The 15,525-nt window shown below is 62.2% G+C and carries 12 protein-coding genes and 1 pseudogene; all 13 read right to left on the reverse strand.

Features of this window, described 5'->3' with window-relative positions; all coding sequences use genetic code 11:
- Nucleotides 1-130 precede the first annotated feature (130 nt).
- Nucleotides 131-919: an MATE family efflux transporter gene (locus RPS27_RS36710; protein ID WP_212065438.1), complete on the reverse strand. Its 789-nt coding sequence runs from the start codon at nt 917-919 to the stop codon at nt 131-133.
- A gap of 609 nt (nt 920-1,528) precedes the next feature.
- Nucleotides 1,529-2,629, reverse strand: a complete 1,101-nt coding sequence (locus tag RPS27_RS36715; RefSeq protein WP_313755016.1) for an NADH:flavin oxidoreductase — start codon at nt 2,627-2,629, stop codon at nt 1,529-1,531.
- Nucleotides 2,630-2,700: 71 nt separating this feature from the next.
- Nucleotides 2,701-3,894: an ABC transporter substrate-binding protein gene (locus RPS27_RS36720; protein WP_249131471.1), complete on the reverse strand. Its 1,194-nt coding sequence runs from the start codon at nt 3,892-3,894 to the stop codon at nt 2,701-2,703.
- An 83-nt stretch (nt 3,895-3,977) separates the two neighbouring features.
- Nucleotides 3,978-5,573 carry an AMP-binding protein gene (locus RPS27_RS36725; RefSeq protein WP_313755017.1) on the reverse strand — a complete coding sequence of 532 codons (1,596 nt, stop codon included), beginning with the start codon at nt 5,571-5,573 and terminating at the stop codon, nt 3,978-3,980.
- 230 nt (nt 5,574-5,803) lie between these two features.
- Nucleotides 5,804-6,583: an SDR family oxidoreductase gene (locus RPS27_RS36730; RefSeq protein ID WP_212065441.1), complete on the reverse strand. Its 780-nt coding sequence runs from the start codon at nt 6,581-6,583 to the stop codon at nt 5,804-5,806.
- 162 nt (nt 6,584-6,745) lie between these two features.
- Nucleotides 6,746-7,414, reverse strand: a pseudogene (locus RPS27_RS36735) (NADP-dependent oxidoreductase); the annotation flags it as partial.
- A 184-nt stretch (nt 7,415-7,598) separates the two neighbouring features.
- Complete coding sequence (locus RPS27_RS36740; RefSeq protein WP_212065442.1) at nt 7,599-8,252, reverse strand: flavin reductase family protein; 654 nt, start codon at nt 8,250-8,252, stop codon at nt 7,599-7,601.
- A 127-nt stretch (nt 8,253-8,379) separates the two neighbouring features.
- Nucleotides 8,380-9,393, reverse strand: a complete 1,014-nt coding sequence (locus RPS27_RS36745) for an NAD(P)H-dependent flavin oxidoreductase (RefSeq protein ID WP_212065443.1) — start codon at nt 9,391-9,393, stop codon at nt 8,380-8,382.
- 22 nt (nt 9,394-9,415) lie between these two features.
- Nucleotides 9,416-10,603 (reverse strand): acetyl-CoA C-acyltransferase, encoded by a 1,188-nt coding sequence (locus RPS27_RS36750; protein ID WP_313755018.1) that lies wholly within the window; start codon nt 10,601-10,603, stop codon nt 9,416-9,418.
- Between the two features lie 14 nt (nt 10,604-10,617).
- Complete coding sequence (locus RPS27_RS36755) at nt 10,618-11,754, reverse strand: acyl-CoA dehydrogenase family protein (RefSeq protein WP_313755019.1); 1,137 nt, start codon at nt 11,752-11,754, stop codon at nt 10,618-10,620.
- Between the two features lie 23 nt (nt 11,755-11,777).
- Nucleotides 11,778-12,959: an acyl-CoA dehydrogenase family protein gene (locus tag RPS27_RS36760; RefSeq protein WP_212065446.1), complete on the reverse strand. Its 1,182-nt coding sequence runs from the start codon at nt 12,957-12,959 to the stop codon at nt 11,778-11,780.
- Nucleotides 12,960-12,972: 13 nt separating this feature from the next.
- On the reverse strand, nt 12,973-13,710 hold the full coding sequence (locus RPS27_RS36765) for an SDR family oxidoreductase (protein ID WP_211417971.1): 738 nt from the start codon (nt 13,708-13,710) through the stop codon (nt 12,973-12,975).
- An 18-nt stretch (nt 13,711-13,728) separates the two neighbouring features.
- Nucleotides 13,729-15,333 (reverse strand): AMP-binding protein, encoded by a 1,605-nt coding sequence (locus tag RPS27_RS36770; protein WP_212065447.1) that lies wholly within the window; start codon nt 15,331-15,333, stop codon nt 13,729-13,731.
- Nucleotides 15,334-15,525 lie beyond the last annotated feature (192 nt).

Below are 15,525 nucleotides of genomic sequence, written 5' to 3' on the forward strand. Positions count from 1 at the left end.
ATCGGATCAATTCCGGATGGAGGGAATGTTGCGCTTGCACCGAGCGAAGCGACGGGCGTCGACGCACTTGCAGGCGCGGTCCTGGCGCAGCGGCCTCAGATCCAGGCCAGCTCCGTCGGCAATTCGGGGGTCAGCAACTTGCCGGCTGGGCCGGAGCAGCGAACCTCCGAATGCCGGCATAAGAACAATTTGATAGAAGCGGGGATTTTCTCGAACTCCCCCGCTCAAAAGCCGATCTGTACGAGCGGGCCGCGAAGCGGACAATCCCGAGCTGCGGCAGCGGCCCCCAGCCCATGATGAGTGCCGGCGAAAGGATCAGGGTCACCGCGGCCCCGACAAGCGTCACGAGGGACGGCAGGCGCAATATGGCCGCCCCCCGCAGGATCGAGGTCAGGATATTGTAGAGCCAAAGCGCAGTCATGCCGGCGAAGAACACCCCGCCATAGGTGACGGCGGCTTCGAGCGCGCCTCCCGTGGCCCCCATGGCACGAAACAGGGCTGGCCCGCCGAGTAGCTCGGCGGCGGTGAATCCAAGACCGAACAGGATACCGAGGATGATCGCGTGCAGCGCAGCGGCGTCGGCCAACTCCAAGCGCCGCGCGCCCAGAGCCTGGGCAACGACCGCCGAAACGCCACCACCGATCCCCGCCGTCGACATCGTCAGCATGAGCGTCACCAGGGGGACCACCAGCGTAATGCCCGCTACCGCGTCATATCCGAGCCAGCTGATGTAGTAGGCTTCCATCAGGACAAGCGCCGCCTGTACGACGATGACGGCGAGATTGCCGACGATGAGCCGCAGCATCGTGGGAAGGATCGCGCCCTCCAGCATGGCACGCGTGCGCGGTGACACCGCCGGAAGGGCGACCTTGCGCGGCTCGGCGGCGGACTGCGCTGAAATGGTATAGGTCGGCGCCATGGTCAGCTTCCCCTGGGAGGAACTCTGCTCGTAGACGGTCGACCTCGCTCGGAATCGACACTGCGCAGGATTTTTTTTGCGATTGCGCGTCGCGAAGCAATCGGACGGCGATGGGCGGACACACCCCACCGTCACCTTCCCTGCAACGAGCCCCGTTGGCGCGCGCCTCGCGTCGATCCGAACGTTCTTTCGGCCATGGCCGATCGTCTTCCTGATGATGCAGCCGCGAAGCTGCTAGCGTTGATGCGACAGGAGCCGCACCGGAGACGTCCCATGACCAGCACGCTTGAGTTGGTAAGGGCGGCAATCTCCTGATCGGAGTAGCCGTGAGTTCTTCTTCGCCACGTTGTCGATGATGATCTTGAACACATGCCCATGTACCTCGGTGCGGATTCGGCCGGCCCGGGTCTTAGTGTCGCTCGTTGCATGTCTCCGAATTGCTTCCAGGAGATTGCACAATGACGCGCACGCCTCTGCCATCGACCGGCGCGCGCGATCTTCTTTAGCAACCAGCTTGGACAGATCGCCGGAATGCCGGCCACCGAATATCTGGATAACCTTTATTCAGCAGCGACGCAGCCGGCCTTCGCAACCCGTCATCGCTGAGCCTTAGCTCAGTGCAGCGAACGCAGTCCGCTCGAAGGCCATCAATTGCTCCGTCCTGCCGTCGCGTATCTTCAGGAGCCATTGCGGATCCTGAAGCAGCGCCCGCCCCACCGCGACAAGATCGAACTCCTCTCGATCGAGGCGGCGGATCAGTTCGTCGAGGGACGCCGGACGGGAGCTCTCCCCGCCATATGCGGCGATGAATTCGCCGGTCAGGCCGACCGACCCGACCGAGATTGTCGGCACCCCCGTCACCTTTTTGGCCCATCCGGCGAAGTTCAAATCGGAACCGTCGAACTCCGGCTCCCAGAAGCGCCGTTGCGAGCAATGCAGAATATCGACCCCCGCGTCGACCAGCGGCTTGAGCCAGGCTTCCAACGCGCGAGGCGTATCGGCCAGTTTCACTTCGTAGTCCTGCTGCTTCCACTGGCTGATCCGCAACAACATCGGAAAGTCGGGTCCGACCGACTTGCGCACGGCGTGAACCATATCAGCGGCAAACCGCGCCCGACCCGGCAGGTCCTTGCCTCCATAGGCATCCTCGCGGCGATTGGTGCCTTCCCAGAAGAATTGATCGATCAGATAGCCGTGCGCGCCGTGCAATTCGACGGCGTCGAACCCCAGGCGCTTCGCGGCAAGCGCCGCATCAGCGAAAGCGCGGATGGCGTCTGCGATGTCCTCTTCGCTCATCGGCTCGCCGAATTTCTTCTCCGGTCGCGACAGGCCGGACGGACTGTCGTAAAGACCCGGAGGAGACCAATCCTTGGCGCGGGTGCGAACGGCTCCGACGTGCCATAGCTGCGGTGCCATCAGGCTACCGGAGGCATGCACCTCGTCGACCACACGCCGCCATCCCGCCAACTCCTTCTCCCCGTGAAAACGCGGAACATTCGGATCGTTCAAGGATGCCGGACGATCCACACCCGTGCCCTCCGAGATAATGAGGCCGACCGCTCCTTCGGCACGCCGGCGGTAATATTGCGCGACGTCCTCGGTCGGGATTCCGCCCGGAGAGAATGAGCGCGTCATCGGCGCCATCACGACCCGGTTCGGCAAGTTCAGCCCTTTCAGCTTGAAAGGCCGGAAAAGAACGCCGCTGGACATCCGTGCTCCATGATTCAGTTGATCGCGTTACGGGCTCAAATCACCTGCGCAGCGTGTTCAGCAGGTACAATTCACTTCCCGTCGGCGCTGAGTACACTACCAAATTGCTCCCACGTGGTCCCGTTCCAGCGCTGCAGCTGCAGCTGCGTATACGCCATACTGCTTTCGGGGCCCGTGTTGATGATGACGCCTGGTATGACAGTGGGAAGCGACAGCCCGCGGATGCTGCGCGATTGCCTGACGATATTCTCCCGCGAGAGATCGTTGCCACATTGCTTGAGCACCTGCTCCAGGAGCTGTCCCTGCTGGGTCCCGAACAGGTAATTGTTGTCTCCGATATCTGCGCCCGGCAGGTATTTGGCAAAGAACTCGCGGTACCATTTGATGCCGGGATCGTCGGCCCACTTCTTGTCATTCGGGTCCTTCGTGATCGTCGCGGCGACTATGCCTACGGCCTTTTCCGGTCCTGCGGGGACGATGGTCGAAGACACCGAGCTCGAAACGAAGTTGATCAGGAACAGCGGCTTCCAGGCTATCTCATCGGCCTTCTTGATGGCCTGCGCTGCGAATTTTGGCGTGCCGGCCACCAAGAACGCCGATGCGCCAGACGATTTCAGCGAAACGACGTGGGAATCAATGGTCGGCTCCGTCACTTCGTAGGACGACGCGACGACTCTCTTGTCGAAATCGTCCTTCAAATAGCCCTTGAATGCATTGACGAAGTCCTTACCCAGATCGTCGTTCTGATACAGGATGGCAATCTTCGCGTCCGGCCGGGTCTGGGTGATGTATTTCGCGTAGATTCGTCCCTCGGTGTCGTAGCTCGGCAATCCCGTCGTGGTCATGGGGAATTCAGCGAAGTTCGTGAATTTCGTGACTCCGCTCACGACAAACAGATGCGGGACTTTCTTCGCGTTGACGTACTTGATAGTAGCGCTGATGCCGGGCGTACCCAGCGGGCCGAACAGGAACGCCACCTCGTCACTTTCCACGAGTTTCCTGGTCTGCTCCACCGTCTTGGGGGGACTGTAGGCATCGTCGTAGGTGACGAGGTTTATCTTCCGCCCGTTGATGCCGCCACGCTCGTTGATCGAATTGACGTAGGCGATCATGCCCTTTCCGGTATTACTGAGCGGCGAAGCGGGGCCGCTGAAAGGGAACGTCGCTCCTATCTTTATCTCGGATTCAGTGACGCCCGGCGTCTGCGCATGCGCGCCGGCTATGGATGCCGCGAGCGCGGCTACAATCATGGCGCTTCTCAACATTGTCATCTCCCTTCGGCGACAGGTCCGTCGCTCACCGTTCTTTCCTGTGGGGCATATTCCGTTCAGAGCACTCCCGACATCCGTCAGCCAGCAGCTGCCGCACGGGAGGTCTTCGGGGCGGCCTGTTCGTTCGCCATCTCCCGTAGCTTGTGCTTCAATATCTTGCCGGTGGAGGCCGAGGGCAGAGCGTCAAGCACGATCAATTCGGTCGGACGCTTGTAGGACGTGAGCAATTGGGCCGTGTACGCCTTGAGGTCTTCCGCGCCGATGCTCGCGCCGGGGAGAAGCTGAACGAATGCGACGACCTCCTCGTTGCCCTCGACCTTTCGTCCGACGACGGCCGACTGAACGACCTGGTCGTGAGCGTTCAGGACCGCCTCCACCTCGGCGGGATAAACGTTGAAGCCGGAGCGGATGATCAGCTCCTTGGTGCGACCAGCGATGTAGAGATTCCCCTTGTCGTTCACCCGCGCGAGATCCCCCGTGTTGAACCATCCCTGCTCATCGATCGCCGCCGCTGTCAGGTCGGGCGCACGATAGTAGCCGAGCATGATGTTCGGACCTCGAACGTGCAGTTCGCCCACCTCTCCGGTCGCCACCTCTTTTCCTCGCCCGTCCACGATCCGGTGCTCAATGCCAGGAAGAAACGGGCCGACCGACTCGTCCGGGACAGGCTGCTCCGAACGGACCCCCGTGAGTCCCGGTGAGCATTCCGTGATGCCGTAATTGTTCAGCAGCGGAATTCCGAACTCGTCCTCGATCCGCTTCTTGAGATCGAGGTCGAGCGGAGCGCCGGCGACGGCCAGGATCCGCAGGCTGCCCCGTTCGAGCTGTTGGATGCCCTTGACCGCCTTGTGTTCGAGCAGACGCTGATATGTGGCAGGTACGCCAAACAGGCTCGTAATCCCTTCCTCGGCGATCGCGTGAGCCAGCGCAGCGGGATCGGCCTTGGCCACGACATGCAACGTGCCGCCGTGCATCAGCGTCGAGATCAGCAAGATCGAATACCCGACGATGTGCGACATCGGCAGCACGCCGTAAATGCGGTCGCCTGGACCGCTCCGGCGAAGGATCCCCGACGTCCTTGCGGTGAAGAGGAGGTTGCGGTGACTCAGCATGACGCCCTTCGGTGCACCGGTCGTGCCTGAGGTGTATAAAAGGCCCGCGACCTGGCGAGCGCCATCCTCCTCGACGGGCTCCGTTTCGGCATCCGCATTGAGAGGACCGATGCCGATTCCGCCGAACGGCCCCACGGCGCCGATTGTCGCACCGGCGCGGGTGGCATGATCGGCCGCTTCCTTCGACAGCGCCGAGTTGAACAGAACGCGTCTGGCGCCACTGTGCGTTGCGATCAGGTCGATCTCTCGGGGCGAAAGGCGGGGATTGACCGGAATACCCCAGGCATCGAGCTTGCTCGCTGCGAAGAGCATCACGCCGAGGGCCACGCTGTTCTCGCTGGCAATGATCACGCGATCGCCGGGCCTGATGCCCAATCCGGCGAGATTCTCTCCCGCAGCGTCGACCGCATCCGAGAACTGCCGGTAGCTCCAGGCACGCCCGCCTTCCATGAAGGCCGGATGATCCGGAATATCCCGCACGAACGGTGCGTAGACCTCGTGCACCCTGGACGGCAGGCCGTCCAGCAGTTCGGCTGCTGTGAGCTCGTCCACGCTCCTCATGACATCCTCCCTCGCGCCTTGTTTTCGGCAACGTGCGCGGCCCCCTTCAACCGGGAGGTCCACACCCATCATTCTTATAGGCCGGCGGAGTAAACCGTTCTAAAATAGAACTGTCAAGACGAACGAGCGTCGATAGACCGGTACGGGATGGATTCTAAGCGAGAATGAAGAATTCTAATTTGGAATTAGCTACATCCACGCAATTGTTCGGAGGGATCAGCTGAGCGCGATTACCATCTCTCGACCCACGGCCGCAGCACGACTTCAAAAGCCCAGGTCGACCGGTGCTGGCGGTGCAGCTGCAGATAGGTTTCCGCGATATGGACAGGGTCGGCCATGTTGTCGTCCACGGTCGTTCCCGCCAGCCGGTGCGCGCGGGTCCCGTCCTCCTGAGTCCAACCGATCGCGGCATCGATCGGCACATTCGCCACATGGATTCCCTGCGGCATCAATTCTCTCGCCATGCTTTGCGCGAGTCCGGACTTTGCATGGCACGCCATCGCAAATGCACCACTTGATGGAAAGCCCTTGAGCGCCGCGCTGGCGTTCGTAAAGATGATCGTTCCTCTCGCACCATTGACGTCGGGTTCGTTTCCGAGCATGAACCGAGCTGCCTGTTGACCTACCAGAAACGCGCTGAATGCCGAGTTTCGGATTGTTTCGAGCGCCATCATAGGGTCGGCTTCGAGAATGCCCTTGCGGAAAATGCCGGGAACGCGGCCATCGATGTTATGCACGACGAGCCTCGGCATTCCGATCTCTCGAGCGACATTCGCGAACAGTTGAGCCACGGCCGCCGGTTCGCTTGCATCGCAGGCGTACCGACGCACGCCGTGCATCTTTTCGAGAGTCTCAAGGACGGCTTTTTCCGGATTCCTGGCTGCGACGGCGACACGCATCCCGTTTTCCGCGAACAGCCTGGCGCAGCTCGAGCTGATGCCCGGGCCACCACCCACTATGAGCGCAACCTCCTGTGTAGAAGTCTGTGTGCCGGGGCTGGACGGGGTCATGTTGCTTCCTCCGATGCATTTGATGGCTTCAGGATCTGCTCTCCGATCGTACACGCGAGAAATGGGGCCGCGCCTGCGACAGGATTCTTAGCCATGATCCTGTTCTTTCTCGATGTGCTCTATGAGGCAGGATCGTAATTTCCCGTTGGTCCGCCGTGGATGCTAGTCTGCCACCCTGATCACGACCTTGCCCTTTGCGCGCCCGGTCTCGACATAGGCGAGCGCATCGCCGGTTTTTTCGAACGCGAAAACCTTGTCCACGAGCGGACGGATCACGCCGGATTCGATCAAGGACGCGATTTCGCGTAGCTGCTGTCCCTGCGCGCGCATGAACAGGAACGAGAAGCGCACACCAAGTTTTCCGGCTTTCTTCCGCACACCATGGCTCAGCAAGCGCATCACCAGTTTCAGGAAAAGGTTCATGCCCTGCTCCCTGGCGAATTCGGGGTCAGGCGGCCCGGAGATCGAGATGAGCAGGCCGCCCGGCTTGAGCACCCGCAGAGACTTATCAAGCGTCTTGGCGTCCTGGCTGTGCAGGACCAGATCGTAGCCTGACAAGACCTTCTCGAAATCCTGCGTCTTGTAGTCGATGACCAGGTCCGCGCCGAGGCTCTTGACCAGCTCGACATTCTTCGCGCTCGTCGTCGTCGCCACGACCGCGCCGAGATGCTTGGCGAGCTGGATCGCGAAAGTCCCCACCCCGCCGGAGCCAGCCTGGATGAAGACCTTCTGGCCAGGCTTCAGCTTGCCCACCTCGACCAGCGCCTGCCAGGCCGTCAGCCCCACCAGCGGGATCGACGCTGCCTCTTCCATGCTGATGTTCGCAGGCTTCGGTCGTGATGAGCGCGTTTTCCCTGCTCGCTCTTGGCCTTTACGCGCGGGGCCCGGGGTCTTGACGGGCATATGACTCCGCACAGGCTTTCCGTTCAGTCTCTCATCGGCTTTGCGAAGCCGGGCTCAGGCCTGTCGACCCGATGCCTGGCCAGCCCGACAGTTGAGCCTGTTTCCGGCGCAATCAGGTGCCGTGGAATTCCGGTTTGCTGCTTCCAGCCGGGCGCTTCATCTCGAACATGTTCTCGGTCCTGACCTCGAGGTAATCTCCACCCCGGCCGGCGCGCAATATCGGGCGCGCAAGCGCCGTGTTGTAGACACCGTCCTCGATCAATGCCTTGTCGATGTAGACTGCGACGACCTCGCCAAGCACGAACCAGCCTTCGACCTTTTCACCGCGTGCGTTGGCCAGCTGAGAGACCTCGACGACCTTGCATTCCATGGCGGCCCTGCTCTCGCCCACCCGCGGCACAGCAACGTGGCGTCCGGGTATCGGCGTCAGTCCGGCCGCTTCGAACTCGCTCACGCCGTGATCGAGCGGCGTCGCTGTCACGTTCATGCGCTCGCCGAGATCCATGGTGACAAGATTCCAGACGAACTCACGGGTTTCGCTGACGTTCTTGACGGTGTCCTTCCACGAAATCGACGAAAATCCGATGATGGGAGGATCGTAGAGGAACGCGTTGAAGAAACTGTACGGCGCCAAGTTCAATTGACCGGCTGCGTTACGCGACGAAATCCACCCAATCGGACGCGGCGCGATTATCGCATTGAACGGATTATGCCGGAGTCCGTGCCCTTTCGACGGCTCATAGTAGTGGAAGTCCGCCTGGTCCATAAGCTACCCCCGAGGCTGCCGAAGGCCGTTGATCTGGCCCGTCGAGCTTCAACAAAGATCGACGCACGCATGACCATGCGTGCGCATAGCCTCCGTCAGAACGTCCGGAAGCGGTATGTCCTTCCGCCTACGCGATCGCCCGAGCCGCAGCCGGCCGCTGCCCGGTGCCGTCGAGGAAGCCAGTCAGGCGCTGCCGGATGAGTCTTTCGGCATCCGCCATGATGCGATCAATCAGCTCCTTCACCGTCGGAATGTCGTGAATGAGCCCGACGACCATGCCGCAGCTCCACGCGCCCGCATCCATGTCGCCGTCGATCATCACCTTGGGATAGACGCCCGCCACCTGCCCATGGATGTCCTCGATCTTGAGGCTCTTGCCCTTCTCGCGCTCGATCCCGAGCAGCTGCTCGACGCCCTTGTTGTTCAGGACCCGCTCTGTATTCCGGAGCGCGCGCATCACGAGCCTGGTGTCGAGTTCCGTCGCCGCGACCAGCGCCTTCTTGACGTTCTCGTGCACCGGCGCTTCCTTGGTGGCGATGAAGCGCGTGCCCATGTTCATGCCCGCAGCGCCCATCGCCAGTGCCGCAACCAGGCTGCGCGCGTCCGCCATGCCGCCGGAGGCAACGAAGGGGATCTTCAGCTCTTCCGCCGCGCGCGGCAGCAGAATCATGTTCGGCATGTCATCCTCGCCGGGATGGCCGCCGCACTCGAAGCCGTCGACGCTGACGGCATCGCAGCCGATCTGCTCGGCCTTCAGGGAGTGCCGGACGGAGGTGCATTTGTGGATCACCTTGATGCCGCCCGCCTTCAGGGCCGGCATGTACTGCTCGGGGCTTCGCCCGGCGGTTTCGACGATCCTGACACCGCCCTCCCTGATGGCCGCGATGTATTCCGGATAGGGCGGCGCGCTGAACGTCGGCAGGAACGTGAGGTTCACGCCGAACGGCTTGTCCGTCATATCCCGGCAGCGCGCGATCTCCTTGGCCAGCAGTTCCGGTGTTCTCTGCGTCAGACCCGTGATCAAGCCGAGCCCGCCCGCGTTGGAGACGGCCGACGCCATTTCCGCGAAGCCGACATAGTGCATTCCGCCCTGAATGATCGGGTGCTCGATGCCGAACAGTTCAGTGATCGCTGTCTTCACGAATGATCTCCCGCGTTGCCGTTCAGTGGATGATTTCGAACAGTCCGGCCGCGCCCATGCCGCCACCAATGCACATCGTCACGACGCCGTACTTCGCCTTGCGCCGCCGGCCCTCGATCAGGAGATGGCCGGTGAGCCGCGACCCGGTCATGCCGTAGGGATGGCCGATCGCGATCGAGCCGCCGTTGACGTTGAGCTTGTCCGGATCGATCCCGAGCTTGTCGCGGCAGTAGATCACCTGCACCGCATAGGCCTCGTTCAGCTCCCAGAGGTCGATATCATCGATCTTCAGATCATGGCGCTTGAGCAGGCGCGGGATCGCGGCGACCGGGCCGACGCCCATCTCGTCCGGCTCGACGCCGGCGGCGACGAAGCCGCGGAAGATGCCGAGCGGCTTGAGGCCCTTCTTCGCCGCCATCTTGTCGCTCATGATCACGCAGGCCGAAGCGCCGTCCGAAAGCTGGCTGGCATTGCCCGCGCTGATGGTCTTGCCCTCGAACACCGGCCTGATCTTGGCGAGGCCCTCGGCGGTGGTCTCGGGACGCGGTCCCTCGTCCTTTGTGAGCGTCACCTGCTCGTAGGTGACTTCCTTGGTGTCCTTGTTGAACAGCGCCATCCTGGTCGTGAACGGCACGATCTCGTCGTTGAAGCGGCCGGCCTGTAACGCAGCGCCGACGCGGCGTTGGCACTCGAGGCTGTATTCGTCCTGCTTGTCGCGGCCGATCTTGTAGCGCTCGGCGACGACCTCGGCCGTATCCAGCATCGACATGTACATTTCGGGCTTCATCGCCATCAGCTCGTCGTCGACGGCGTGGAATTTGTTCATGTGGTCGTTCTGCACGAGGCTGATCGACTCGATGCCTCCGCCGATCGCGACCTCGACGCCGTCAAGCATCACCGAGCGTGCGGCCACCGCGATGGCCTGCAAGCCGGAGGCGCATTGCCGGTCGATGGTCGTGCCGGCGACCGTCACCGGCAGGCCGGCGCGGATCGCGCCCTTGCGCGCCACGTTCATCACCATGGTGCCCTGCTGCATGGCGCAGCCCATGACCACGTCTTCGACTTCGCCCGGGGCGATGCCGGCGCGCTTTACCGCTTCGGCCATCACGTGCCCGGCCATGGTCGGACCATCCGTATTGTTGAGTGCGCCGCGGTAGGCCTTGCCGACGGCCGTCCTTGCGGTGGAAACGATGACTGCTTCAGTCGTCATGCTGGCCTCTCTGCTTACGCGGCCGCGTCCAGCTGCGCGTAACGCAGCACGTGGAACGCGGGGTCGCCGAACTGAATGTTGATGGAGGAGAGTCGCTTGAAATAGTGCCCGACGTTGAGCTCGTCGGTCATTCCCATGCCGCCGTGAAGCTGCACCGCCTGGTCGGCGACGAACTTGCCCGCATAGCCGATCTTCGACTTGGCACCGGAGGCGAGCCGCGACAGGCCGGCATCGCCGTCGCTGAGGCTGAGGCTGAGGCTGAGATGCTGCATCAGGGAGAGCGCCTCCTGATGGGCGATGAACATGTCGACCATGCGATGCTGCAGCACCTGGAACGAGCCGATCGTGGTGCCGAACTGCTTGCGCGTCTTGGAATATTCCAGCGTCGCCGAGTTCAGCTCGCCGATGGCGCCGACGGCTTCCGCGCAGAGGGCGCCGATGGCGCGGTCCCGGCAGGCTTCCAGCGCGGCAACGCCCTCGCCTTCCACGCCCAGCAATTGGCCGCGGACATCGCGCAGGCTGACTTCGGCGGCCCGGCGGCCGTCGATGGTCTTGAAGCTCTGGAGATCGACGCCGGTCGCGCGCCGATCGACCACGAACAGGCTGACGCCGCTGCGTTCACGGTCATCGCCGGAGGTCCGGGCCGAGACGATCAGATAGTCCGCCCAAGGCGCTGCGATCACCGCGGTCTTTGCGCCTGTCAGGACGTAGTCGCTCCCTTCGCGCCGCGCTCTCGTGGCGACATGGGAAAGATCGAAACGCGATGCCTTCTCCGTCCAGGCCAGCGTCCAGATCTTCGAGCCGTCGATGATGTCCGGGATGAAGCTTTGCTGCTGCTCCTGCGAGCCCGCATGCTCGATCAATCCGCCGGCCAGCACCACCGTCTCGACGAATGGCTCGACCACGAGGTGACGGCCGAACTCATGCATGACGATCATGGTCGACAACGGACCGCCGCCGAGACCGCCGGCGCCCTCGGAGAACGGCGCAGCGAGAAGGCCTAGCTCGGCAAAAGCCGCCCACTGCTTCCGGCTGAAGCCTTCCTCGCTCGCCACGATCTTGCGCCGCGCCTCGAAGTCGTACTGGTCGCGCAGCAGCCGCTGGACGCTGGACCGCAGCAATTCCTGCTCTTCCGTGAACTGAATATCCATCCGATCCTCCCGATCCGCCGCGGCTAGAGCCCGAGCACGGCTTTGGCGATGATGTTGCGCTGGATCTCGTTGGATCCGCCGTAGATGCTGAGCTTGCGCGCGTTCAGATATTTCTCCGACGCGGTATGGCCGTAGGCGGGACCGGGCATGAAGCGATTGGCGCTGACCGGATGCTCGCGGATAGCAAGGCCGTAATTGCCGATCGCGCGATGGGTGAGTTCGGTGATGGCCTGGAAGATTTCGGTGCCGCGGATCTTGAAAAGCGAGGCGGCCGGGCCAGGATCTATGCCGCGCGCCAGCTGGGCGACGACGCGCAGCTCGGTCGCCTCCAGCGCCAGCACGTCGAGCTCGACGCGGGCAATGTCCCGCAGAAATTCGAGATGCGCGGGATCCTCGGCCGGTATTTCGGCCTTCACGATCTGTTTCAGCTTGTTGATGTAGCGGGTGGAGCGGCCGATGCCGGCCATGCTGGTGCGCTCGTTGCCGAGCAGGAACTTGGCGTAGGTCCAGCCCTTGTTCTCCTCGCCGATCAGGTTCTCGGCGGGTACGCGGACGTTCTCGAGGAAGACGTCGTTGACCTCGTGGCTGCCATCGATCGTGATGATCGGCCGCACGGTGACACCGGGCGACTTCATGTCGATCAGCAGGAAGGAGATGCCGGATTGCGGCTTCGCGCTCGGATCGGTCCGCACGAGGCAGAATATCCAGTCGGCATGCTGCGCCAGCGTGGTCCAGGTCTTGTGACCATTGACGATGTAGTGGTCGCCGTCACGCACCGCCTTGGTTCTGACGGTTGCGAGGTCGGAGCCCGAGCCCGGCTCCGAATAGCCCTGGCACCACCAATCCTCGCCGGACAGGATCCGCGGCAGAAATTTCTCCTTCTGCGCCTCGTTGCCGAACGTGTAGATCACCGGCCCGACCATGGTGACGCTGAAGGCGAGCGGCGGCAGCGTGCCGGCGCGAGAGGTCTCCTGCTCGAAGATGAAGCGCTGGGTGACGGACCAGCCCGGGCCGCCATATTCCTTGGGCCAGAGCGGGGCGATCCAACCCTTCTTGTGGAGGATCCGGTGCCACAGCAGCGACTGCTCCTTGGTCAGGTCGGTCTCCGGATTGGGAACGCGCATTTCCGGCGGATAGTTCTCCGCAATGAAACTGCGCACCTCGTCACGAAACGCGGCATCCTCGGGCGAAAGCTTGAGCTCCATCGCAGCAGGCCCGCTACCACTTCTCGCCGAAGGGACGGATCTCCAGCTCGAACGTCCATGCGCTTCTCGGCTGCTGGTAGAGCTGCCAATAGGAAGTTGCGACAGAGGACGGAGGCATCAAGGCGTCCGGATCATCCAGCGCGGTGGGCCCGAGAGCCTCCAGCCGGCGTTGCCGAACCCACTCGGTATCCACGCCGGAATCGATGATGAGATGCGCGACGTGAATATTCTTCGGGCCAAGCTCGCGGGCCATGGCTTGCGCGACCGCACGAAGGCCAAACTTGGCGCTTGCGAAAGCAGCATAGCCGCTGCCGCCTCGGAGCGAGGCGGTCGCCCCGGTAAAGAAGATGTTGCCACCCCCGCGCGGAAGCATGAGGCGGGCCGCCTCGCGACCGGCCAGAAAGCCGGAATAGCAAGCCATTTCCCAGACCTTGCGGAAAACGCGTTCTGTGGTTTCCAGAATTGGGAAATTGACGTTCGCTCCGATATTGAAGATGCAGACTTCCAGAGGCGCGTGCTTGTCCGCATCGTTGAGGAAGGAGATGATCTCGTCCTCCTTGCGAGCGTCGAGCGAACGGGCGTGAATCTCTCCGCCGGCAGCCTCGATATCCTTGACGAGCGGAGCCAGCTTGTCGCCGTTACGACGGCCGGCGAAGACCGTGAAGCCTTCTGCGGCGAACTTTTTGGCGATCTCGCCGCCGATGAAGTCTCCGGCGCCGATGACGGCCACGGTTGCGTTTCTCTTTTGCAAGATGTCCTCCCGGTAAAGTCAGTTATGTTGCCTGCGGAATTCGGGCGTCTGCACCGCGGGGGTTGCGCCACCTCCGCGCAAGGACTCCGCGAGCTTGTGCTTGAGTATCTTGCCTGTCGAGGTCGCCGGCAAGGCATCGAGTATGACGATTTCGGACGGCCGCTTGTAAGAGGTCAGCTGAGATCGGACGAAATGCATCAGGGTCTCTGGTGTCGTGCGCGATCCTGGCAGCAATTGCACAAAGGCCACGATCTCCTCATTGCCGTCCGCGGCACGACCGACCACAGCGGATTGCACGACGTCCTCGTGTGAGCTGAGGACTGCTTCGACTTCCGCGGGATAGACGTTAAAACCGGAACGAATGATCATTTCCTTGGTGCGGCCGGCGATGTACAGACAATCGCCGTCGAAACGTGCGAGATCGCCGGTATTGAACCAGCCCTCGCTGTCAATCACCTTCGCGGTGAGGTCGGGGGCACGATAATATCCCAGCATCACGTTGCGCCCGCGAACATGCAGCTCGCCGACTTCACCGGATACAGTCGGAAATCCTTCGATGGTTCGCACCCGCGCTTCCACACCAGGCAGCAGCGTTCCGACAGCCTGATCCGAGCGTGGCCTATCGAAACGTACGCCTGATATTCCCGGCGAGCATTCGGTGATCCCGTAGCCGTTGAGCAACGGAAGCCCAAACTCTCCTTCCACGCGCAACTTCAGGTTCAAATCCAGCGGCGCGCCGGCGACGGCAATCAAGCGCAACGCGCCTCGGGACAGTTGTTCCACGCCTGATACGCTCTTGTACTCCAGCAGGCGCTGATAGGTGGCAGGCACGCCATTGAGGATGGTGACGCCCTCCTCCGCGATGGCCTTTGCGGTCGCCGCAGGATCGTATTTGCTGACCATCCGCACCGTGCCGCCGACCATCAGCGTCATGATCAGGAGCGAGATGCCGACGATATGCGAGATCGGCAACACAAGATAGATTTTGTCGTCCTCGTTCATCCTGCGGAAGTACGCAGTGGTCTTTGCGCTGATCAGAAGGTTGTGATGCGAGAGCATCACGCCCTTGGGAGTCCCCGTTGTCCCTGACGTGTAGATCAAAACCGCGACTTGCTTTGCTGGATCAACCTCCACCGGCTCGACTGTCGCGCTTTCGTTGAGCGGGCCAACGCCAATTTCCGGCAGCGGGCCGATTCGCCGGTTCTCGGCGCCGTAGCGAGAGGCGTGAGCTGCGGCCTCCTTCGAAATACCCGACGTGAACAACATCCGCCGGGCGCCGCTGTGATCGCGGATCTGGTCCAGTTCGCGCGCCGACAGTCGCGGGTTGGCGACGATTGCCCAGGCGTCGAGCCGGCTCGCCGCCAGCAGCAAAGCAGCAAGCGCAATACAGTTTTCGCTGACAATGATCATCCGATCACCGGCCCTGATCCCCAGCGATGAAAGCACGGTGGCGATCTCGCCAACGCGCTGCTCCAGGTCTCGATAGCTCCAGGAAGCCCCGTCCTCGACCAGCGCGATCCGGTCGGGCGCGCTGGCAAGCGGCCCTGCCGTTACTTCATGGATTCGGTCCGGCAAGCCGACAGCAATCTCGTCGCCACTGATCGTCTCTGAAAGCTCCAGCACGACTGACCTCCCGACCGACCATGCCGACTTTGCAATGCGGCACACTTGGCTTCGAGTTATAGTTCTTTTTTAGAACTCGTCAATCGATAAATCATCGTCGGACTTTTCCCGGAGGCGAATGGACAATCCCTCCCCGATCATGGTTTTGCGTGACTCATAAAACCGCCGTTTACAACGCATCATCGGGCAGCT

Source organism: Bradyrhizobium sp. WYCCWR 12699 (assembly GCF_032144035.1).
Classification (GTDB): domain Bacteria; phylum Pseudomonadota; class Alphaproteobacteria; order Rhizobiales; family Xanthobacteraceae; genus Bradyrhizobium.